Source organism: Cobetia sp. 29-18-1 (assembly GCF_029846405.1).
GTDB lineage: Bacteria > Pseudomonadota > Gammaproteobacteria > Pseudomonadales > Halomonadaceae > Cobetia > Cobetia amphilecti.
This window is the reverse complement of record NZ_JARWKS010000010.1, coordinates 96637-119199: the sequence shown is the minus strand read 5'-3', so window position 1 is coordinate 119199 and position 22563 is coordinate 96637. Positions and strand designations below refer to the sequence as shown.

General features: G+C 60.8%; 16 protein-coding genes. 7 read left to right on the top strand and 9 right to left on the bottom strand.

What is annotated here, in order from left to right; all coding sequences use genetic code 11:
- Nucleotides 1-69 precede the first annotated feature (69 nt).
- The 9 genes from QD208_RS10010 to QD208_RS09970 form a co-directional block, all read right to left on the bottom strand.
- Nucleotides 70-1788 (bottom strand): alpha-amylase family glycosyl hydrolase, encoded by a 1719-nt coding sequence (locus QD208_RS10010; protein WP_279836709.1) that lies wholly within the window; start codon nt 1786-1788, stop codon nt 70-72.
- A 136-nt stretch (nt 1789-1924) separates the two neighbouring features.
- Nucleotides 1925-3229 carry an ABC transporter substrate-binding protein gene (locus QD208_RS10005; RefSeq protein ID WP_248623599.1) on the bottom strand — a complete coding sequence of 435 codons (1305 nt, stop codon included), beginning with the start codon at nt 3227-3229 and terminating at the stop codon, nt 1925-1927.
- A 92-nt stretch (nt 3230-3321) separates the two neighbouring features.
- Nucleotides 3322-4986 carry an alpha-amylase family glycosyl hydrolase gene (locus tag QD208_RS10000; RefSeq protein ID WP_088743465.1) on the bottom strand — a complete coding sequence of 555 codons (1665 nt, stop codon included), beginning with the start codon at nt 4984-4986 and terminating at the stop codon, nt 3322-3324.
- 41 nt (nt 4987-5027) lie between these two features.
- The gene (locus tag QD208_RS09995; protein WP_024950906.1) at nt 5028-6677 is read right to left on the bottom strand and encodes an alpha-amylase family glycosyl hydrolase; all 1650 of its coding nucleotides are present in this window, start codon (nt 6675-6677) and stop codon (nt 5028-5030) included.
- 151 nt (nt 6678-6828) lie between these two features.
- Nucleotides 6829-7935: a sn-glycerol-3-phosphate ABC transporter ATP-binding protein UgpC gene (gene ugpC, locus QD208_RS09990; RefSeq protein ID WP_175090554.1), complete on the bottom strand. Its 1107-nt coding sequence runs from the start codon at nt 7933-7935 to the stop codon at nt 6829-6831.
- 45 nt (nt 7936-7980) lie between these two features.
- The gene (locus tag QD208_RS09985; protein WP_175090568.1) at nt 7981-9621 is read right to left on the bottom strand and encodes an alpha-glucosidase family protein; all 1641 of its coding nucleotides are present in this window, start codon (nt 9619-9621) and stop codon (nt 7981-7983) included.
- Between the two features lie 26 nt (nt 9622-9647).
- Entirely contained in the window at nt 9648-10490 is an 843-nt protein-coding gene (locus tag QD208_RS09980; RefSeq protein ID WP_279836719.1) for a carbohydrate ABC transporter permease, read from the bottom strand.
- 11 nt (nt 10491-10501) lie between these two features.
- Nucleotides 10502-11476, bottom strand: coding sequence for a sugar ABC transporter permease (locus QD208_RS09975; protein ID WP_043334056.1), 975 nt, complete (start codon nt 11474-11476; stop codon nt 10502-10504).
- A 15-nt stretch (nt 11477-11491) separates the two neighbouring features.
- Nucleotides 11492-12760, bottom strand: a complete 1269-nt coding sequence (locus QD208_RS09970; RefSeq protein WP_225347884.1) for an ABC transporter substrate-binding protein — start codon at nt 12758-12760, stop codon at nt 11492-11494.
- Between the two features lie 423 nt (nt 12761-13183).
- Here QD208_RS09970 and QD208_RS09965 point away from each other — a divergent pair, with 423 nt between their 5' ends.
- The 7 genes from QD208_RS09965 (at nt 13184) to QD208_RS09935 (ending at nt 22535) form a co-directional block, all read left to right on the top strand.
- On the top strand, nt 13184-14683 hold the full coding sequence (locus QD208_RS09965) for a carbohydrate porin (protein WP_279836708.1): 1500 nt from the start codon (nt 13184-13186) through the stop codon (nt 14681-14683).
- 638 nt (nt 14684-15321) lie between these two features.
- Entirely contained in the window at nt 15322-15516 is a 195-nt protein-coding gene (locus QD208_RS09960; protein ID WP_043334054.1) for a CsbD family protein, read from the top strand.
- A 674-nt stretch (nt 15517-16190) separates the two neighbouring features.
- Nucleotides 16191-17222: a LacI family DNA-binding transcriptional regulator gene (locus QD208_RS09955; RefSeq protein WP_054555839.1), complete on the top strand. Its 1032-nt coding sequence runs from the start codon at nt 16191-16193 to the stop codon at nt 17220-17222.
- Nucleotides 17223-17597: 375 nt separating this feature from the next.
- Entirely contained in the window at nt 17598-18737 is a 1140-nt protein-coding gene (locus QD208_RS09950) for a Gfo/Idh/MocA family oxidoreductase (RefSeq protein ID WP_225347887.1), read from the top strand.
- Nucleotides 18738-18875: 138 nt separating this feature from the next.
- Nucleotides 18876-20603, top strand: a complete 1728-nt coding sequence (gene araD / locus QD208_RS09945; protein ID WP_107335098.1) for an L-arabinonate dehydratase — start codon at nt 18876-18878, stop codon at nt 20601-20603.
- Nucleotides 20604-20723: 120 nt separating this feature from the next.
- A complete protein-coding gene (locus QD208_RS09940) occupies nt 20724-21680 on the top strand; it encodes an SMP-30/gluconolactonase/LRE family protein (protein ID WP_215824245.1) in 957 nt (318 codons plus the stop codon).
- A 72-nt stretch (nt 21681-21752) separates the two neighbouring features.
- Entirely contained in the window at nt 21753-22535 is a 783-nt protein-coding gene (locus QD208_RS09935) for an aldolase/citrate lyase family protein (protein ID WP_225347889.1), read from the top strand.
- Nucleotides 22536-22563 lie beyond the last annotated feature (28 nt).

The window sequence follows — 22563 nt, the reverse complement described above, 5'->3', positions numbered from 1 at the left end:
CCAGAAAGTGAGGGAGTTGGTCGAACGAGCGGTCAACTGCGCACAAGGCGTCCAGCCGGGCAACGCCTGCTAGCGGTCCTGCTCTTGTGAGGTATCGGCTGGCACGACCAGCCAGGCTGCCATCCCCGGCGCCAGGCTCAATTGGCCTGCTTCAAGCGAGGGCGTTGCCATGCCGGGCAACGAGACGACCTCTATCGGGTCATGATGCTGGTCATGAGGCATTCGCGAGCCCAGCAGGGCAGGCAGGTCGAGCATGACGGGGGCGTTGTCGTGTTCCGGGTCGTGATCTGTCTCGTGTTCCAGATTGGCCAGGCACACCATCTGCTGGTGAGGGGTGTGGCGTATCACGCCAAAGACTCCCTTCGGCAGCACGGAAGGAGAGATGAGTGTCTGTTGCCCCGTCTTCAGCGTCGCATTCTCACGTCGCAGTTCCAGCAGCTTGCGAACGCGATTCAGCAGGCTCTCGGGCGCCTCTTGTTGCAGCGAGACCGCCTGTGACTGATGAGGGGCATGGACGGGAAGCCAGGGCGACAGAGAGTCGGCGCAGAAACCACCATTGCGTTGAGGCTCCCACACCATGGGCGTGCGACAGCCATCGCGTCCCTTGACCTCGGGCCATAGCGCGATTCCGAAGGGGTCCTGCAGCTCGGCGTAGCTCAGCTCCGCTTCCTCGAATCCAAGCTCTTCGCCCTGATAGAGGCAGAGGCTGCCCCGCAATGAGCAGAGTACCGTCAGAGCCAGCAAGGCGCGTGCGCTCCCCCAGCGGCTGGCACTGCGCGGAACATCATGATTGGACAATGCCCAGCACGGCCAGGCGTCTTCGCCATGCTCGGCAAAGCGTGCCAGAACGGCGTGCAAGTCCACGGCATCGCCCGTGCTGTTGAGCAGGTCGAAGGTGTAGGCCATATGCAGGCGGTGCTGGCCCGCGGTGTAGGCTGCCATGGCGGGAAGCGGGTCGCTGCCTCCGACCTCGCCGACGCTGGTGGCGCCGGGGTATTCCTCCAGCAGGGCACGAATCTCTTCCAGATAGTCGAGATTCTCTGGCTGATCCGCATTGTGTTTCAGCAGTTGATAGCTGCGGGGATGCCCACGGCTACGGTAGTCGTCCGAGGACGGCGGATTGTCCGTCAGCGCCTGGTCATGGAAATAGAAGTTGGCGGTGTCGAAGCGGAACCCGTCGACGCCCAGCTCCAGCCAGAAGCGCAGATTGTCGAGCTGTGCCTGACGCACCTCCGGATGATGAAAGTTCAGGTCCGGCTGGCTGGCGAGAAAGTTGTGCAGATAATACTGGCAGCGCCGTGAATCGAAGGTCCAGGCCGGGCCACCGAAGGCGGCTAACCAGTTGTTGGGCGCACCGCCGTCCGGGCGCGGGTCCGCCCAGACATACCAGTCAGCCTTGGCATTGTCCCAGGATTGGCGACTTTCCCGGAACCACGCATGCTGATCGGAGCTGTGTGACAGCACCTGATCAATGATGACGCCCAGCCCGAGCTCATGTGCGCGGGCGACGAGCCGCGAGAAGTCCTCCAGAGTGCCGAACAGGGGATCGATGTCACGGTAGTCCGAGACGTCATAGCCGAAGTCCTGCATGGGCGAGGTGAAGATGGGGGAGACCCAGATGGCGTCCACCCCCAGGGTCGCGAGGTAGTCCAGACGTTGGATGATGCCGGCAATATCGCCGACACCATCGCCATTGGCGTCCATGAAGCTGCGCGGATAGATCTGATAGAGCGTTGCGCCGCGCCACCAGTCGTGTGCGGCATGGCGATGGAGTTGGGTAGATGTCATTGCACGATCCTTGTTGTCGAGGCGGCAGGGGTCACGGGCATGCTAGAGCGCCGGAAAGGCCCCGCGTCTCTGCGCGAGACCTTCCGAGCGTCATCAGTCTGCAGGCGCAAGGCCTGGCGGGGTGAGGCCGTTGGCGTTACCAGCCGCGGCGTCCGATGCGGGTGAGTTCTCTCCCGAGCGCTTCCACCGCCTGAGCACCGGTCTCCTCGCCCGACAGCACCTGATGGGTGCGGTTGAAGAAGGCATTGGAGACGCGAGCGTAGGCATCGCCCGTCACCGAGGCCGGGCGCGCGACGCCGGTTCTGAGCGCTTCATAGAGCTCCCCCATCGAGGGGTTGCTCGCCAGCACCTCGTCATCCTGATAGAGGTGTTCGATGGTGGGGTTGCGCCCCATCTTCATGGCATGGGCCTTTTGCTGCGGGGCGGCGGTGATGTAGGCGACCAGCTCCGCTGCGGCCTGTGGGTGCTCCGAGTAGCGTGATACCGCAAGATTCCAACCGCCCAGGGTTGCGCGTGACTCGCCCTGCGGGCCATGCGGGAGGGGGGCCATGCCGACCTTGCCTGCCACCGGACTGCCCTCGGCCTGGCTGAGCTTCCAGACATAGGGCCAGTTGCGCAGGAACAGCGCATTGCCCGACTGGAACAACCCACGTGACTCCTCCTCGGTATGATTCAGCGCACCTTCCGGAGCGATGCTGCCGATCCAGGAGGCGGCAAGATCGAGTGCCTCGGCGGCGCGCGAGTTGTCGATGGTGACCTCACCGGCATCATCCACCAGGGTGCCGCCGCCCTGGCTTGCGACCCACTCCAGTGCGTTGCAGGTCAGCCCCTCGTAGGCGCGCCCCTGGAAGCTGTATCCCCAGAAATCGGCATTGCCGGCGTCACGTTCCGCCGCCTGGATCGTGCGCGCCGTCTCGGTGAGTTGCTGCCAGGTCTCCGGCACCTGCTGGTCGTATTTTTCCAGCAGGTCCTTGCGGTAATAGAGCACGCCTGCGTCGGTGTACCAGGGCATGGCCACCAGACGTCCCTCTACGGTGCCGTTGTCGACCAGCGCGGGGAAGAAGCCCTCGGTGGCGTCGTCGGGCAGATAGCGGGAAAGGTCGACCAGGTGATCGTCGAGCAGCCCTGGCCACGCCATGTCGACGATCAGCACGTCGATGTCACTGGAGCCGCTGCTCAGCAGCTGCTGATACAGCGAGAGCTTCTCGGTGGTGTCGTTGGGAGTGGAGATCACATTGACACGATTGCCGGATTGCTCAGCCCATTGCTGGGCGAGCTCCGGGCACATGTCGGAATCTCCGCCAGGGCCACAGGCAATCGTGACCTCGGTGGCCAGTGCGAGGGGTGCCGTCAATGAGGCCCCGCTCAACAACAGGGCACCGGCGCTACCCTTGAGGGTCGTGAGCATCCGTTGGCGTGGGGTGCTGATAACAGAAGGCATGGCGTGCGACTCCATCATTGTGATTGTTGTTGCGGCGTCCGGGATGACCGTCATCCACCGAGCATCCCGTGAAGCATCGAATCTGCCAGGCGTCAGTTGAGGGCGAGCCACATGGCGCTGCCTGGCATCAGCGACAGGGGGTGGTGAGAGGCGTGTGTCGCCGTGACACCGGCGATCTCGAGGGTGGTCCAGGTGGTGATATCTGGCGCCAGTTGACTCGGGTCGATCACGCTCGGCGTATCGCCTGTCCCGAGGTGTGCCAGACACAGCAAGCGTTGCGCTCCATGCTGGCGCACGCTGGCGAAGACGTTGTCCGGGAGCCGCTCGGGGGCAATCAGGGTCTGATCACCCTCGCGCAGCACCTGGCTGGTCCCGCGATAGCGCAGCAGGCGACGTGCTCGCGACAGGAAGCTGTCATCACGGTTTTCCTGCTGCGCCACCGACAATGGCAACTGGCGTGGGGAGACCGGTAACCAGGGCGTGGCCTCAACGCCGGACTTCGTCGCGCAGCGGCTGAACCCACCGTTCAGGCTGTCATCCCAGACCATCGGCGTGCGACAGCCATCGCGGCCCTTGATCTCGGGCCACAGGTTGATGCCGAAGGGGTCCTGCAGGTCCTCGAAGGCCAGCTCCGCTTCGGGAAGCCCCAGTTCTTCTCCCTGATAGAGGCACAGGCTGCCACGCAGCGAACACAACACCGTCAGGGCGAGCAGGGCGCGCGATTCTCCCCAGCTGGTCGCACTGCGTTCCACGTCATGATTGGACAGGGCCCAGCAAGGCCAGGTGTCTTCGCCTTGCTCGGCAAAGCGCGTCAGCACGTCGTAAAGCGCGCGGGCATCGCCATCACTGTTGAGCAGGTCAAAGGTGTAGGCCATGTGCAGGCGGCGTTGGCCGGCGGTATAGGCAGCCATGGTCGGGAGAGGGTCATTGCCGGCGATCTCGCCGACACTGGTGGTGCCCGGGTACTCATCGAGCAGGTCGCGGATGCGCTCCAGATACGCCAGATTCTCCGGTTGCTCGATATTGTGCTGCATCCGCTGATAGCTCTGCGGGTTGCCCGGGTTGACGCCTTCGCGCGCCATCGCCGGGTTGTCGGTCAAGGCGCGGTCATGGAAGTAGTAATTGACGACGTCGAAGCGGAAGCCGTCCACCCCCAGATCCAGCCAGAAGCGCAGGTTGTCCAGCTGCGCCTGGCGCACCTCGGGATGATGGAAATTCAGATCCGGCTGACTGGCCAGGAAGTTGTGCAGATAGTACTGGCGACGCTTGGCATCGAAGCTCCAGGCGCGACCACTGAAGGCTGCCATCCAGTTGTTGGGCGGGTTGCCATCCGGGAGCGGGTCGGCCCAGACATACCAGTCGGCCTTGGCGTTGTGGCGGTCCTGACGGCTTTGCTGGAACCAGACGTGTTGATCGGAGCTGTGAGACAGCACCTGGTCGATGATCACGCGCAACCCCAGCTGGTGGGCTTGCGAGACCAGGTGCTTGAAATCCTCCAGGTGGCCGAACATCGGGTCGACATCCCGATAGTCCGCGACGTCATAGCCGAAATCATTCATCGGCGAGGTGAAGAAGGGGGACAGCCAGATGGCATCCACGCCGAGGCTGGCCACATGGGGCAGGCGCTCGATGATGCCGGCCAGGTCGCCGATGCCGTCGCCGTTGGCATCCATGAAACTGCGGGGGTAGATCTGATAGATCGTGGCACCACGCCACCAGTCGAGGCGTGCGTGAGGATCGAGTTGAGACAGGGTCATCATGACCTCCTTGTGAGTCGCGTGATCGGCAAGCGGGAGATTCAGTGCACCTCGCCAACACAGCGCGCGATGGCAACGCCGTGGGGCGGCAGCGTCAGGCGACCTGCCTGCCAGTGACCATTGATCATGCCGGGGGCATCCTCGAGGGCTTCCGCTCGCCAGGCGGTCTCCAGAGTCAGGGCCTGAGCAGAGAAGTTGAGCGCGATCAGCAACGACTCGCCGCCTGAGAGACGCGTGAAGCAGATGACTTCCTCATGCAGCGAGTGGAAGTGGATCTCTCCTCGGCTGAGGGCGGGGTGACGGCGGCGGAAGGCGAGCAGCTCCCGGCTGGCATTCAACAGCGATGCCGGGTCGTGTTCCTGATGGTCGACGGCCAAGGCATGATGGAAGTCGGGAACCGGCAACCAGGGAGACACGCGAGAGAAGCCCGCATGTGACTCACCGGCCTGCCACGGCATGGGCGTCCGGCAGCCGTCGCGTCCCTTGTAGCGTGGCCAGAAGGTGATGCCGGCGGGGTCCACCAACTGGTCATGGCGTAGCTGGGCTTCACTCAGCCCCAGTTCTTCGCCCTGATACAGACAGACGCTGCCGCGCTGGGTCAGCAGGAAGGCGAGATAGAGGCGCAGGCGCGCCGGCGAGGCTTCGGCGTCCCAGCGCGTTGCCAGACGTGTGACATCGTGATTTCCCAGCGCCCAGCACGGCCAGCCGTCCCCGATCTGCGCTTCCATCGTCTGTAGGGTCGCCAGGAGGTGGCCGGGTGAGGCGTTCTCGGTCAGCAGATCGAAGGAATAGGCCATGTGCAGCCGCTGGTCGCCCCGGGTGTACTCGGCCATGACGCGCAAGGAGTCATCGTCGCCGACCTCGCCAACGCTGGTGGTGCCGGGGTATTCATCGAGCAGACTCCGCAGCCGTTCGAGAACGGCGAGGTTCTCGGGTTGGGTCTTGTCGTGAAGATGTTGTTGATAGCCGTAGGGGTTGTCCGGGCGCACGCCAATGAAGCCCTCGGCGATCTCACGCCGCGGCGGGTTATCCTTTAGCTCACCATGTGTGCAGAAGTTGATGGCGTCCAGGCGGAAACCATCCACCCCCCGCTCCAGCCAGAATCGCACTTCTTCAAGAATGGCCGTCACGACTTCGGGGTGATGGAAGTTGAGGTCCGGCTGCTCGATCAGGAAGTTGTGCAGGTAGTACTGGCAGCGGCGAGTGTCCCATTGCCACGCGGAGCCCCCGAAGATCGATTGCCAGTTGGTGGGCGGTGCGCCATCGGGTCTGGGGTCTGCCCAGACATACCAGTCGGCGCGCGGGTTATCGCGGCTCTGGCGGCTTTCCTCGAACCACGGGTGGGCGTCGGAGGTGTGTGAGAGCACCTGATCGATGATGACTTTCAGGCCGCGCGCATGCGCTGCCTCGACCAGACGGTCGAAGTCCTCCAGGGTGCCGAACATCGGGTCGACATCGCGATAGTCGCTGATGTCATAGCCGAAGTCCTTCATGGGCGAGGTAAAGAAGGGGGATAGCCAGATCGCATCGACATTCAGCGAGGCGATGTAATCCAGGCGCTCGAGGATGCCCGGCAGATCACCGATGCCATCGCCATTGCTGTCCTGAAAGCTGCGCGGGTAGATCTGATAGATGACGGCGCCGCGCCACCAATCGTGGGCCGACACCTGGGTGTCTCGAATCGTGGACATGCGAGTCTCCTGGGCGGGAACCATGGCTCCCGCCCGTGGGGTCCTTGCGGAGAATGAAGCGGTTGGCCTGAGGCGCCGTGAGCAGGCGCTGGACACTCAGTCCTGGCTGCCAGGCCCTCGAGAAAAAGCCCTGCAGAACAGGCCCTGAACGTCAGGCTGCCTGGCGTTGCTGGGTCAGGCTCAGCGCGCGATCCTGGCTGTCGAAGAGATGCACGTGCTCCAGGTCCGGCACCAGCGCGACGCGTTGGCCGATCTTCCACTGACTGGGGGCTTCACTGCGGTGGATCAGCAGGCTGTCGCCGACTTTCGGATCCAGATAGACATAGACTTCGTTGCCCAGGTACTCGACGTTGACGATCTCGAAGGCGTTGTCGCCACGGGCCTCTTCCAGGCAGAGGTGTTCGGGACGAACCCCCAGCATCAGACGGCTACCAACGCGCTCGCTACCGGCATCGCGAGGCAGGCCCAGCTCGCCGATCCCGGCCGTCGTGATGCGACAGTTATTGGCATCGCTGCTCAATAGCTCCGCCGGCAGGAAGTTCATGGTCGGGGAGCCGATGAAGCCGGCCACGAAGCGGGTCGCCGGTGCCTGATAAAGTGTCTGGGGACTGCCGACCTGTTCGATACGGCCATCACGCAGTACCACGATCTTGTCGGCCAGGGTCATGGCTTCGACCTGGTCGTGGGTGACGTAGACCATGGTGGAGCCCAGGCGGTGGTGCAGGCGGGCGATCTCATTGCGCATCTGCACCCGCAGTGAGGCATCCAGGTTGGAGAGCGGCTCATCGAACAACAGGATCTTCGGCTCACGCGCCATGGCGCGCCCCATGGCGACGCGCTGTCGCTGGCCGCCGGAAAGCGCCTTGGGCTTGCGGTGCAGCAACTCCTCGAGCTGAAGGATGCGCGCCGTCTCCATCACGCGTTGTTCGACGCTTTCCTTGTCGGTCTTGGCAAGCTTGAGGCCGAAGGCCATGTTCTCGTACACCGTCATGTGCGGGTAGAGGGCATAGGACTGGAAGACCATGCCCACGCCGCGCTCACGCGGGGGGAGGTCATTGACCAGATCGTTGGCGATATGCATCTCACCCTCGGTGATCGATTCCAGCCCGGCGATCAGGCGCAGTAAGGTCGACTTGCCACAGCCTGACGGCCCGACGAAGACCACGAATTCTCCGCTGCCGATCTTCAGGTCCAGGTCCTTGATGATGTGCGTGCTGCCGAAGGTCTTGTTGATCTTGGAGAGGGTTACGCTTGTCATCTTGCGACTCCCAGCCGGTGCTCGGCACCGGCTTTCGAAAGAAGGTTAGTCGAGTGCCAGGAAGGCAGCCTGATAGGGCGGCAGTACCAGGCGCGCTGTCTGGGGCTGAGCCTCATCCAGTTCGGCAGTGAAACCCGTGCCCTTGAGAAGACGCGCGCCGCCTGCGTAGGCTTGCGGCAGCGCGGTACTTAGTTCAGTGCCTGTGAGATTGAACAGGCACAGCATGCGCTGACCGTCATGCTCACGCAGGAAGCCCAGAAGCTCGTCCCCCACGTCGACCAGTTGAATGTCCCCCTCACGCAAGACCGGATGCTGACGGCGGAAGTTCAGCAGAATCCGCGTGGCATGAAGCACAGAGTTAGCGTCGTCTTCCTGGTTGGCCACGGCCAGTGGCAGGTGGCGCTCATCGACCGGTAGCCAAGGCTCGACACTTGAGAAGTCCCCTTGCGCCGCTTGACGCCAGGGCATGGGGGTCCGGCAGCCATCACGGCCCTTGAACTCCGGCCACAGCACCTTGCCGTAAGGGTCCTGAATACGCTCGAAGGGCACCTCGGCTTCTGGCAGGCCCAGCTCCTCACCCTGGTAGAGGCAGACGCTGCCGCGCAGTGACAACACCATGGCCAGGGCGACCTTGGGGTAGGACACCGGGTCTTCGTGGGCCCCCCAACGGGTGGCGCTGCGCACCACGTCGTGGTTTGACAGGGCCCAGCATGGCCAGGCATCACCGGCCAGGCGCTGGAAGCGCTCGATGACTTCTCGGATATAGCCTGCGGAATGCGGCGCATTGAGCAGATCGAATCCGTAGGCCATGTGCAGCTTGTCGCCCCCAGCGGTGTATTCCGCCATGCGCTCCAGCGGCTTGTCGTCACCGATTTCACCGACCGTGGTGGTGCCGGGGTATTCATCCATCAGGGCACGTAGGTCTCTCAGGAAGTCGAGATTTTCCGGGCGGCTCAAGTCATAGACGTGGCGCTGCCAGGTATAGGGGTTGGAATCCGGTGCGCCCAGTGTCTTGGCTTCGCCTGCTGGCACTGGCGGATTGTCGCGCAGAGCCTGATCGTGGAAGTAGAAGTTGACGGTATCCAGTCGGAAGCCATCGACGCCGAGTTCCAGCCAGAAGCGCATGTTGTCGAGCTGAGCCTGACGGGCCTCCGGGTGATGGAAGTTCACGTCGGGCTGGCTGGTCAGGAAGTTATGCAGGTAATACTGCTGGCGGCGCGAATCGAAGGTCCAGGCCGAGCCGCCGAAGATCGACAGCCAGTTGTTGGGCGGCGTGCCATCGGGCTTGGGGTCTGCCCACACAAACCAGTCGGCCTTGTCATTCGTGCGGTCCTGACGGCTTTGCTGGAACCAGGGGTGCTGGTCGGAGGTGTGGCTGATCACCTGGTCGATCATGACCTTGAGATTGAGCGAGTGAGCGCGCTCCAGCAGGGCCTTGAAGTCCTCCAGGGTGCCGAACATCGGGTCGACATCACGGTAATCGCTGATGTCATACCCGAAGTCGAGCATCGGAGAGGTGAAGAAGGGCGACAGCCAGATGCCATCCACGCCCAGGGAGGCCACGTAATCGAGTCTGGCGGTGATGCCCGGCAGATCGCCGATCCCGTCGCCGTTGCTGTCCAGGAAGCTGCGCGGGTAGATCTGGTAGATGACGCCACCGCGCCACCAGTTGGAGGAGGTCTGCATTTGGGCTTCGAGCAATGACATGAAAATTATCCTTTGACGGCGCCGGCGGTCAGGCCGGATACGATGCGGCGCTGGAAGATCATCACCAGGATGACCAGCGGTATGGTGACGGTGACGGAGGCGGCCATGATGGGGCCCCAGGGGAGCTCATGCTGGCTGCCGCCGGAGATCAGGGCGATGGCGACCGGCACGGTGCGTTCGCTGTCGGTCAGCGTGAAGGTCAAGGCGAACAGGAACTCGTTCCAGGCCGCGATGAAGGCGAGCAACCCGGTGGTGGCCATGGCCGGCCACATCAGGGGCAGGAAGACCTTGGTGATGGTCTCCCACGGCGTAGCGCCGTCCATGATCGCGGCCTCTTCCAGTTCCATGGGCAGCTGACGCATGAAGGTCGTCAGCACCCAGACAGTGAAGGGCAGCGTGAAGATGGTGTAACTGAGAATCAGGCCACCAGGGTTGTTGTAGAGATTCAGGCTGCGAATCACCTCGAACAGCCCTGACAGCACCGCGACCTGAGGGAACATCGAGACCCCGAGGATGATCAGCATCACGGTGGAGCGGCCGCGAAAGCGCACGCGTCCCAGTGCATAGGAGGCGGTGATACCCAGCAGCAAGGCGATCAACACGACGCTCAAGGCGATCAGGATCGAGTTGCCGATCGCCTGCAGGAAACTCTTCTGCGCAAAGATCTGGGCGTAATTGCTGAAGTCCAGTGAGGTCAGCCAGTAGTTGACCTCGAACAGCTCATTGGACGGTTTCAGTGAGGTGATGACCGCGTAATAGAAGGGGAACACGGCGTAGACGATGATGATGGCGATCAAGGCCCATTTGCCGACCAGCTTGGCGAGTCGGGTCATCTGGTAACGATTCATCGGATGCTGATTCATTTATCCACTCCCAGTTGGCGGCGGCCAAGGTAGAGGTAGACCACGACGGCCAGCGCGATGATCAGGAACAGCATCGTGGAGGCGGCACTGCCGTAGCCCACGTCCTGGAACTCCACCAGTTGCTGGCGGGCGTAGATCGACATGGTCATGGTGCTGGACGAGTTGGAGGTCAGCACATAGATGACGTCGAAGACGCGCAGTGCATCGAGAAGACGGAAGATCACGGCGACCAGCAGGGCCGGGGTGATCAATGGCAGGGTGACACGGAAGAACACCTTCACCGGGTGGATGCCATCGACCTCGGCGGCTTCATAGCAATCCTTGGGCAGCATCTGCAGCGCGGCGAGTACCAGCAGTGCCACGAACGGGATGGTCTTCCACACATCGACCATGATCACGGCCCACATCGAAAGATCGGCATCCGCCGTCCAGGCCAGTGGCGCATCGATCAGCCCCAGCCCCATCAACAGGTGGTTGATGATTCCGAACTGGTCATTGAGCATCCAGGCCCACATCTTGGCGGAGACGATGGTCGGGATGGCCCAGGGGATGAGCACCGCGGCGCGGACCAGCATGCGCCCCTTGAATTCGGCGTTGAGCAGCAGGGCCACGATGATGCCGAAGACAACTTCCAGCGACACCGAGATGACGCTGAAATAGACGGTGTTCCAGACGGAATTCCACCACACCGGGTCAGCCAGCAGGCCGTACCAGACGCCGTCGTCCTTCACGAGATAGTTTTCAAAGCCGATGAAGGCGGCGCCGGTCGTGTCCGAGAGCGAGGCATCGGTCAAGCTGAGGTAGAAGGTTCTCAGCAGTGGCCAGCCGGCCACCAGGGCCAGCGCGACCAGCATCGGCGCGAGATAGGTCCAGGCCGCACGTACCCGCTGGCGTCTGACCTTGGTACCGCGTTTGCGGGTCCGGGCCGAGGGCGTGTCCGTCGGCACTGACTCATTGAGCGTGGTTGTCATGCGAAACCTCCCGGGTTACCAGCGACGACGTTTGATGCGAGCCAGCTCGCCCTTCAGCTGAGCCACGGCCTGGGCGCCGCTCTGCTCGCCGCTCAGCACACTGTGGGTCGCATTGAAGAAGGCGTTGCTGACCTGGCCGTAGTTGTCACCGGTGACGGCAGACGGACGTGCCACGGCATTGGTGAAGGTGTCGTAGAGCGTGCCGAAGAAGGGCACGGCGGTGAGCACCTCTTCGTCCTGATACAGCGCCGTGAGGGTCGGGTTGTAGGCGGCCTGGATGGCCCGGCGTTTCTGCTCGGACTCACCGGTGAGGAAGGCCACCAGCTGCGAGGCGAGCTCGGGGTTCTCGCTGTACTTCGAGACCGCCAGGTTCCAGCCACCCAGCGCCGCCGCGCTTTCTCCCTCGGCACCGTGAGGCAGCTTGACCACCCCGACCTTGCCAGCCACCTTGCTGTCATCGCTCTGGGTCAGCGACCAGGCGTAGGGCCAGTTGCGCATGAAGACGGCGTTGCCGGACTGGAAGATGCCGCGGGCTTCTTCCTCGGAATAATTGAGCGCCCCTTGCGGGGTGATCTCGCCGATCCAGCTGGCGGCCAGGTCGAGAGCGGAGGCCGTATTGGGGTTGTCGACGGTGATCTCGCCATCGGCATCGACAATGGCGCCACCGTCGTTGCTGGCGACCCATTCCAGCGCATTGCAGGTCAGGCCCTCATAGGCACGCCCCTGGAAGACGTAACCCCACATCTTCTCGCTGCCGGCCTCGCGTTCCTTGGCCTGGATCTGCGTGGCAGTCTCTGTCAGCTCCTGCCATGTCTCGGGCGGTGCGAACCCGTACTTCTCCAGCAGGTCCTTGCGGTAGTAGAGCACCCCGGCATCCGTGAACCAGGGCATGGCCACCAGGCGGCCATCGACCGTGTTGTTGTCGATGATGGTCTTGAAGTGGCCCTGCGCTGCCTTTTCGCCGAGCGTCTGGTGCAGATCAAGCAGGTGATTGCCGAGCAGACCCGGCCAGACCACATCGATCTGCAAGACGTCGATGTCACCGGACTGCGCTGACAGAATCTGCTGATAGAGCGAGAGGCGTTCCGTCGAGGAATTGGGCGTGGAGACGATATCGACCTCATGGCCGGTCTTGTCTTCCCAGGCAGCGACGCCCTGTTCACAGAGTTCCAGTTCGGCCCCGACCGCACCGCAGGAGATGGTCAGGTCCGCGCCCAAGGCAGGGGCGGTGGTGGCCGCTCCCAGCAGGGCGAAGCTTGAGGCGATTAACGTCTTGCGTTGCATGGTGGATCCTCGTCACTTGTTGTTGTTTGACCCGCATCGGACGTCTGGGTGGGGGAGAGTCACAACGTCGTCCGATGGTGGTTTCTTAATCGATTAAGGCGTAGTCACAGTCAAGCGATTGGCGTCGATATCCGCAACCTGAACTTTGGTCTTGCTGTCACCGATATGTCGCCAGAAATGGGAGTTTTACGCGGTGATCGCTCCCCTTTGGTCGAATTTCGACATAAGTCGTGTGTCTGGAGCACCAGATTGCCACTAGGGTCTTAAACGATTAAGTGAATGTGGCCACCCCTCCAACGCCAACGCCAATGATTCGGGCGCCACTTCGCTGATCATCGCCAAGCGAGTGATTCGTCAACAACAACAAAGGCTCTCTTCAACATGACAACTCCCCCTCAGCACCCGCTCAAGACCCCACTCGTCATGGCCGTTACCATAGCGGTCATGAGCACCAGTGGACTCGCCAATGCCGACGGGACAGGCGATATCGAGGCGCGGCTCGCAGAGCTGGAACAGCGTATCGATGACGCCGAACAACGGGCCAGAGCGGCTGAGCGTCGCGCCGCCGAGGCAGAGCGCGCGATGGCCGTTCAGCGCCAGTCGAATGAGGCTGATCAACCCGCGCGCGTGACCGCGCAGACCGAGGACCTCGAAGAGCGTCTGGCGGCCGTCGAGCGCCAGGCCAGTGGCGAAGAAGGTTTCTCCTTCAATGCCTATGCCCGCTCTGGGCTATTGATCGGCGAAGGAGGCAAGAGCATCGAAGGCGGCCCCTATCTCACGCCGGCGGGCTCGGTGGGCGGGGCGGTCGGGCGGCTGGGGAACGAGCCCGACACCTACGTCGAGTCGGTATTCAACTACAAGACCCGCTACGACAACGGGACGAAGGCGCTTTACCGCACCATGATTGCCGACGGAGTAGAGACCAGTAACGACTGGACCTCGGACGAGTCCAGTCTGAACGTACGACAGGTCTTCGTGGAGTTGAGCGATCTGCCGAGCTTTACCGGCGCCTTCGAGAATTCCTCCATCTGGGCGGGCAAGCGCTTCGATCGGGACAACTTCGATATCCACTGGCTAGACAGCGATTTCATCTTCCTCGCCGGGACCGGCGCAGGTATCTACGACGTTCAGCTTGCCGATGACTGGAAAGCCAACTTCTCGGTCTACGGGCGCAGTTACAGTGAATACCCGACAGAGGACTCCGATACTGGCGGCAATACCGACAACCTGACGTTCACCATGAACAACTATGTCGGCCACTGGCAGTGGATGGTCAGTGCCCTATCGGCGGCAGACAATGAAGAGCGCGCCATGGACACGGGGGCCGAAGCGGCCGATTCCGGCTTCCACACCATGCTGGCCTACCATGGCGACAGCTTCTTTGGCCTCGCCGATGGCAGCTTCAAGGCCGCCGTGCTGCATGGCCGCGGGCTCGGCGCGGAGACCAAGGTCATCGGGGCTGACGGGAACCTGACGGATGACGCCACCTCTACTCGCCTGGGGCTTTACGGCACGACCTATCTCGCACCCAAGTGGCGCTTCGCACCAGCCGTTCTGGCAGAGGTGAGCAAAGATCGCTACGACGACGGAGATGAGTATTCCTGGGCGACCTTCAATGCGCGTCTGGCCAATGAGCTGACGACGAATTTCGAGATGCAGTACGAGCTGAGCTATCAATGGATGGACCTGGACCCCGGCTCGACAGGCAATGCCGTGGAAGGCGGGTATCGCAAGTTCACCATTGCACCGACCTTCAAGCCTGAAGTCGGTGGCTTCTGGAAGCGTCCGGAAATTCGCCTGTTCGCGTCCTGGAGTGACTGGGATGAGGAGCTCAATGATTACTCCGAAGACGATGCCCTCGGGAGTGCAGGCTTCACGGGAGGCGAATGGGCCTTCGGTGTCCAGAGCGAGGTATGGTTCTAGGAGCAGGATGCCAAGCTGATCATCGCCTGCCAGTGTTTCGATCTTGCCCGCGGTCAGCCGCGGGTTTTTTGTAACACCATCGCTGGATGGTTGAGACGCTGACCGAAAACTGACGAGCGAGATCTTTTTCGTAATGCTGGAAGGAGCTGCTTAGGAAGTCGGCATGAATTTTCGGTGTCGTTGTCTCTTGATTGTGCAGCTTGATACCCATGATGCCTTTTCTGTATGAATTGCTTGTTGGGTATACGAGAGGCCAATAAAGGATAGGTTCATTGTAAGAATCGATCATCCGGCACCTTATAGTGAGTTGTTGATGGGTTATGCTGAATATTTCCTCCTTATATATTTAATGGCAGTTTTCATATTGATTTTTGAAGGCAGGGGAATGACAGTATGTCACGGAAAGATGAAGGGAACTTTCTGTCGATTATGTTGTATTGAGTCGGCTGGCTCGCGCTATGTTTTATGTAAAGTCAGTGGTCGCGCCACCAATGAGGTGAAGCGGTAGGGCTGTTGTTGAGCCCTAATATCTGTGCTAGCTTATATTCGTGGCCTGCCATGAGGCTCAATCACAGCATGTGACTGGTCATTGGTTGATTTTTATTTGTCGCATTATCTGTTTGATTTAGGAGACTGCCATGAATAGTGATATCGCCGAAGGTAAGTGGAAGCAACTCAAAGGTAAGGTCCGCGAAGGTTGGGGAGAGCTTACAGATGAAGATGTCGACGAAATTGCGGGTCGCAAGGAGCACTTTGTCGGAAAGGTTCAAGAGCGTTATGGCATGAACAAAGAAGACGCTGAAAAGGAATGGAATAAACTGTCCGATTCGTAAAGCTTTTTTAATATATATTCCATGTTACCGATGCTTGCGCTTTGCAGGCATCGGTTTTTTGTGTCTGAGCTCCAGCAATCAGAGCAGCACGCATGGTATACAGGGGTTTAGAACATTCTCTCGAGAATACTTGGGATGGCTATTCGATAGCCGAGGCGCTGTCGAGAATGGTCATTCCGTTTCTCGACGCACCTTGCGTAGCTCAGTATTACTGACATTCTTGGAGACTGCCCCTTGGAGAAGTACTGGCGTGTCAAGCCATTGATATTCTCCTTGGTCCCTCGCCAGGTGGGGCTATAGAGGGCATAGCAATACATTTACTGTCAAAGCCCTTTGCACATCTTCGTGATTGGCGACCTCCGAGTCGTATCCAGGGTCATCGTCTGGGTGTGCCACGACGAGGCTCCAGCAACCGATGCATCGGCTGTTGCGTCAGTTCTACTGTGGTCCTGAGCCGTCGTGCTGCCAGAGATAGTCGCCAGGGTCGTGTTATCGAAAGGCGGCTATTGAATCCCTGGTGGCACACGTCAAAGCCAACGTGATATGGCTGTATTCTTCATCATACGCCTGCTGCATGCTTGCGTGATCCGCGGTATGGTCGGCCAATGATTATCCAATGTGGGGTGGAATGCCTTGATGAGATGTTGAGCATTGAGCCCCGTTAGGGAGTGAGCATGAAGAAGTCCGAGGACATATCCTCATCCAAGCGTGTCACCATCACTGAAGTTGCCAAGGAGGCCAACGTCTCGATTGCGGCGGTCTCTCGGGCAATGAATCCTGAAGGCAGCAGCTCCCCCGAGATGCGTAGCCGGATCCTGGCGGTAGCCGAGCGAATGGGGTACAAGCCGAATCGTCTGGCACGAGGCATCAAGTCGCAATCCAGCCTGATCGGGATTCTCGTGACCAATTTCGAGAACCCTGTCTACCTGGCGATTCTCAGCGAATTTTCTGCTGCGATTCAGCGGCATAACTGCCACACCTTGTTGATCAACGTGAATACCGAGAAAAGCATCTCGGAGGCTGTCTCGTTGGTGATGGAATATCATGTCGATGCCTTGATCGTCACTTCTGCATCGGTGCCGCCGGAGTTGGTCGAGGCCTGTGCGAAGCAGAATACGCCTGTGGCCATATTCGGGCGTGATGGAGAAGATTCCGGCGCCTGTGTGGTGACCTGTGACGATGTCGAGATGGGGCGCATGGCAGCAGATCATCTCATTGATCTCGGTTATCGTCGGCTGGCTTATGTGGGGGCGTCGACCAAGGAGCAGGCCACGCTGGATAGAAAGCGTGGCTTCATCGAGCGGCTGGAGCAGCGCGGGCTGACCTTGCATGGCGTGGGGGAAGGGCATCGCCACAGCTACGATGCGGGTTATGAAGCTACCTGTGAGTTGTTCGCAGAGGCGGAGGTCATTCCTGATAGCATCTTCTATTTTGACGATATCATGGCATGTGGCGGCATGGACGCCATACGTCATGAGTTCTCGCACCGCATACCACAGGATATCGGTATCGTCGGGGTGGATGACATTCGCTTTGCCTCAAGCAAATCCTATGATCTGACGACGATCTGCCAGCCATTCACGGAAATGGTCAACAAGACGGTGTCGTTGTTGTTCGCGCGCATCAAGCAAGGTGGCATGGCGCCCAGTCGGGTCATCATGCCGTGTCAGATCACGCAACGCGGGTCGACTCGTCACGTCAACTGACACGCGCACTGCAGAACGCTTGATAGTTTTCTCGTGAAATCTTCTCTGGTGGCGGAGCAGCACTCTCTTGGTAGTCCGCCTGGAATACTGGCGATTCGTTGGCACATCGGTGGATTTTCGTTCTTTCTCGTCCCTTGGTCTAAATGGCTTTGAAAACATTTTCAAAGCCGGTTTGGCTGCGCTAGGCTGCTTGATATGCAGCGTACCAAAGCCAAGGAAAAGCCCCTGTGGTACGCGATAGAACAATAACGCCATCCACGCCTGAAGCCGAGACGCCCAATGACTCAGCAGACACCGCCCTCATTCGATCACCGTTCAAGCTCACAGCAGACAGCGGAACACCGGTCGAGCACTTTGGCCCCCAAAGTGCTGCGCATGGGGATGATCGGGGGAGGCGTTCAGTCTTTCATCGGTCAGGTCCATCGTGCGGCGGCGCAGATGGATGGACGGTATCGTGTCGTCGCCGGTGCGCTGTCATCGAATCCCGAGCGTGCTCGCCAGCAGGCGGAACAACTCAACATCGCACGTGGTTATGGCGATGGTGAATCACTGCTACGCGAGGAAGCTGCCCGCGAAGATGGTGCTGAGGTGATCGCCATTCTCACGCCCAACGATAGTCACTTCGTCCTGGCCAAGCTGGCTCTGGAGCTGGGCTTTCATGTCGTCTGTGAAAAGCCGCTGGTCAATGATCCGGCTCAGGCTCGCGAGCTTGAAGCGATTGCCGAGCGGGCAGGGCTGCGCTTCTGCATGGCCTATGGCTATACCGGTTATCCCATGGTGCGTCAGGCACGCGCCATGATCGAGAATGGCGAGCTCGGTGAAATCCGTCAGCTGCAGTGTGACTACGTTCAGGGGCACCTGGCCTGCCTGACGGATGCGGAAAAGGCAGGCCACGACTGGCATATGGACCCCGCCATCGCGGGGGAGTCGATGATACTCAATGATATCGCGACCCACGCCTTTCATATGCTCGAGTATGTTTCCGGGCTTGAGACCAGTGAATTGAGTGCCGATGTCACGGCCAGCGTGGCCGGACGCGAAGCGCACGATAATGCCAACGTAATGTTGCGCTATGGCAATGGTGCCCGCGGCCTGATGTGGATTACCCAGGCGGCTGCCGGCGCCGAGCATGGCCTGAGCTTCCGGATCTTCGGCAGTCTCGGGGGGCTCGAATGGCATCAGGAAACCCCCAATCAGCTCCTGTTCCGCCGTCTTGATGGCGCTCCTGTGCTGCTCTCCAAAGGGGCAGCGGGACTTCATGAAGCCTCCACGCGCATCTCTCGTGTGGCCTTTGGACACCCCGAAGGTTATCGCGAAGCCTTTTCTTCCCTGTATAGCGACCTCCATGAGGACATCACTGCCTGCCAGCAGGGGACTGAGCCGCACCCATTGGCCTGCTGGTATCCCGACCTGCGCAGTGGTGTGCGTGGTGTCGAGTTCGCCGCCACCGCGCTCGACTCCAGTCGACGAAATGGCGATTGGGTGTCTCTCCCATCACGGCGGACAGTCAATTGACGCGCTGATTCGGCTGTGGAATTGAGATAGCCAATGTCACTTCATTCAGGAATGACGCAATGACGGGCCGCCCTCGAGGCAGCCGGTGCGGATTCTGCTACGCCATTGTTCGGTCAATTACGTTGTAAGGAGTACGGGATGAACAGGAAAGGGGTCGACGATCTGCGCAGTAATCGCTGGTTCAAGCAGGATGATCTGCGCTCTTTCGGGCATCGCTCTCGCGTCAAGCAGATGGGTTACTGGGGAGAGGAGTTCGTCGGCAAGCCGGTGATCGCCATCATCAATACCTGGAACGACCTCAATACCTGCCATTCTCACTTTCCTGAGCGGGTCAAGGATATCAAGCGTGGTATCACGGCAGCGGGGGGCTTTGCTGTCGAACTGCCTGCCATGTCATTGGGTGAGCAATTGATGAAACCCAGCGCCATGATGTATCGCAACATGCTGGCCATGGAAGTCGAGGAATTGCTGCGCAGCTACCCCGTGGATGGCGCCGTGGTCATGGGCGGGTGTGACAAGACCACGCCGGGCGTGCTCATGGGCGCGATCTCCATGAATCTGCCGACCATCTATGTCCCCGCTGGTGCCATGCTGCGCGGCAATTACCGTGGTCAGGTGTTGGGGAGCGGTACGGATGTCTGGAAGTACTGGGATGAGCGACGTATCGGCAACGTCAGTCAGAGTGACTGGAACGAGATCGAGAATGGGATTGCCCGCTCTCCGGGCACTTGCATGACCATGGGCACGGCGGCAACGCTGATGTCGATCGGTGAATCGCTGGGCATGAGCCTGCCGGGGGCCTCAAGCATCCCCGCGGTGGACGCCAATCACAACCGTATGTGCTACGCCAGCGGCAAGCGAGCGGTGGAAATGGTCTGGGAAGATCTCAAGCCGACCGATGTCATGAGCGAGGCCTCCTTTGATAACGCGATTGCTGTCGACATGGCGATCGGTGGTTCGACCAACGCCATCATCCACATCGTGGCCATGGCACGTCGTCTCGGAATCACGCTGCCGATGGAGCGCTTCAACGAGATATCGCGTCGTGTGCCGCTGGTGCTGAACCTCAAGCCTTCCGGCGAATATCTGATGGAAGACTTCTTCTATGCCGGAGGGCTTCCGGCGCTGATGACGAACATCGGCAGTGAGCTGAAGCTCTCCGCGATGACCGTGACCGGCCGCACCCTGGGCGACAACATCGAAGGCGCCAAGGTCTGGCGCCCGGAAGTCATTCTCCCGCTGGACACGCCGGTCAATGCCTCGGGCGGGACTGCCGTACTGACCGGCAGCCTGGCGCCGAAGGGGGCCATCATCAAGCCGACCGCGGCGGACCCTCGTCTGCATGTTCATCAAGGGCCTGCCTATGTGTTCGAGAATATCGCCGACCTCAAGGCGCGTATCGATGATGAAGACCTCCCGGTCACGGCTGACAGCATCATCGTGCTCAAGAATGGCGGACCGGTGGGCGGCCCCGGCATGCCGGAGTGGGGCATGATGCCGATTCCGGCCAAGCTGCTGAAACAGGGCGTGCGCGACATGCTGCGTATCTCCGACTCGCGCATGAGTGGCACCAGCTACGGGAGCTGCATTCTGCATGTGGCGCCGGAAGCCGCCGTCGGCGGCCCGTTGGCCATCGTCAAGACCGGCGACATCATCGCCGTGGATGTCCCCAATCGGCGGCTGGACCTGATGGTCGATGAGGAGGAGATCCAACGTCGACTGGCAGATTGGCAGCCGCCCAAGGACCGGCACCCTCATGGCTATGCCTCTCTCTACAAATCGCATGTCACCCAGGCGGATGAAGGCTGTGACTTCGACTTTGCCAATGGTGCCCCTGGCAGTACTCCTGAGCCCGATATCTATTGAGCGCCGCTGCCTGAAGCAGGGAGATAAGGTCGAGGGTATCGGGGGCAGAGAGATAGAAGGTGTAAGCCCGCAGGGGTATCCACGCATGTGCCATAGCCATCGTCGACGGGAGTCCAGGAAATGGCGGAAATCGAACTGTTGATAGAGAGCCGGGCGGAATTGGGTGAATCCCCGGTCTGGGATGCCAGTCGCAACAGCCTGTTATGGGCGGACCTTTATGCCCCGGCGATCGAGCGCTACTGCCTGAGTGATGGCAAGCGAGAGCGTCGCGTGCTGCCAGAGACCTTGGGTGCCTTCGGGCGCTGTGCCGATGGGCGTTTGATCGTTGCCATGCGTTCGGGTATCCATCTGCTCGATTTCGAGTCGGGTGCACTGGAGTTCCTGGCCTGCCCACCCGGTGAGCCGTTGGCTGGCACGCGCTTCAATGACGGCAAGGTCGCACCGAATGGACAGTTCGTGATCGGCACCATGGATGAAGCGAGCCGCTCCCGGCCGTTGGGGCATTTCTACTCGGTCACGCCTGCGGGCGAGACACATCGTCTGCAGTCAGGCCTCATTGTCGCCAATGGACTGGCCTGGAGTGCTGATGGACGGCGCATGCATTTTGCGGATACGCGGCGCGACACGATCCATGTCGCGGACTACTGCCCGGAAAATGGTGTCATGGGAACGCCGCGAGTGTTTGCCGAGACCCAGCCTGCACTGCACGGTCGCCCCGACGGTGGGGCGATGGATATGGCGGGAGGCTACTGGAGTGCAGGTGTCTTTGGCGGAGTCCTCAATTATTGGGATGCCCAGGGACGTCTGGCGCGCCAGGTCCGCCTGCCATGTCCCGGCCCGACCATGCCGTGCTTTGGCGGGGCCGATATGACAACGCTTTACGTGACCACCTTGCGCAAGGGCATGAGCCCTGAGGCACTGGCCGCAGCCCCCTTGTCTGGCAGTGTCTTCGCGCTGGAGGTCGAGGTGCCGGGTGTCCCCATCGCCACCTTTGCCTCTCGCTCTCCAGCATCACCCGACGTGCTGAATGGAGAACGCTCACCCTCCCTGGACACGACCCGTGAACCTCACGCGTGACTGACCTTGTGGCTGCTCTTGTGCCCCGTCCCTTGTGACCTCCACCGTTGATGAATTCCAGAGGGAGACCCCATGCGCCTCAATCGCCTCAAGCAACGCATTGCCCAAAAAGAGGGCGTCGTGAATGGCTGGCTCTCCATGCCGTGTGCCTTCTCGGCAGAGATCATGGCCCATCAGGGCTGGGACAGCCTGACCATCGACATGCAGCACGGGGTGATCGATTACAGCGATCTGCTGCCGATGCTGACGGCCATCTCTACCACTGACACCGTCCCGCTTGTCCGGGTGCCAAGTCTGGAGCCGGGGTTGATCATGAAGGTGCTGGATGCGGGGGCCTATGGCGTGATCGCGCCTTTGATCAATACGGCCGATGACGCCAGGGCACTGGTGGCCGCCTGTCGTTATCCCCCGCTGGGGATGCGCAGCTTCGGCCCTCATCGCGCCATGCTGTATGGCGGAGCGGATTATGCGAAGCATGCCAATGACGAGATGCTGGTGCTGGGCATGATCGAGACCAGCGAAGGCGTGGCGAACCTGGAAGAGATTCTGGCCGTCGAGGGGCTGGATGGCATCTATATCGGCCCTGCGGATCTGGCGTTGTCACACGGGCACACACCTGGGTTCGATCACGGTGATGGCCCCATGGATATCTTGATCGACGAGATTGTCGCACGGGCTCGGCAGCACGGCAGCGTCATCGGCATTCACAACGGCAGTGCCGCGCATGCGCGACGGATGTTGGCGCGTGGCTGTGATCTGGTCACGGTCGGAGCCGATACACGTCTGTTGATGGCAGGGGCACAGGCAGTACTGAAGGACATGGAGCGCAGCGCGAATCATTGTGAAGGCTATTGAATGCACCTGGCCGTGGCAGTCGTTCGCC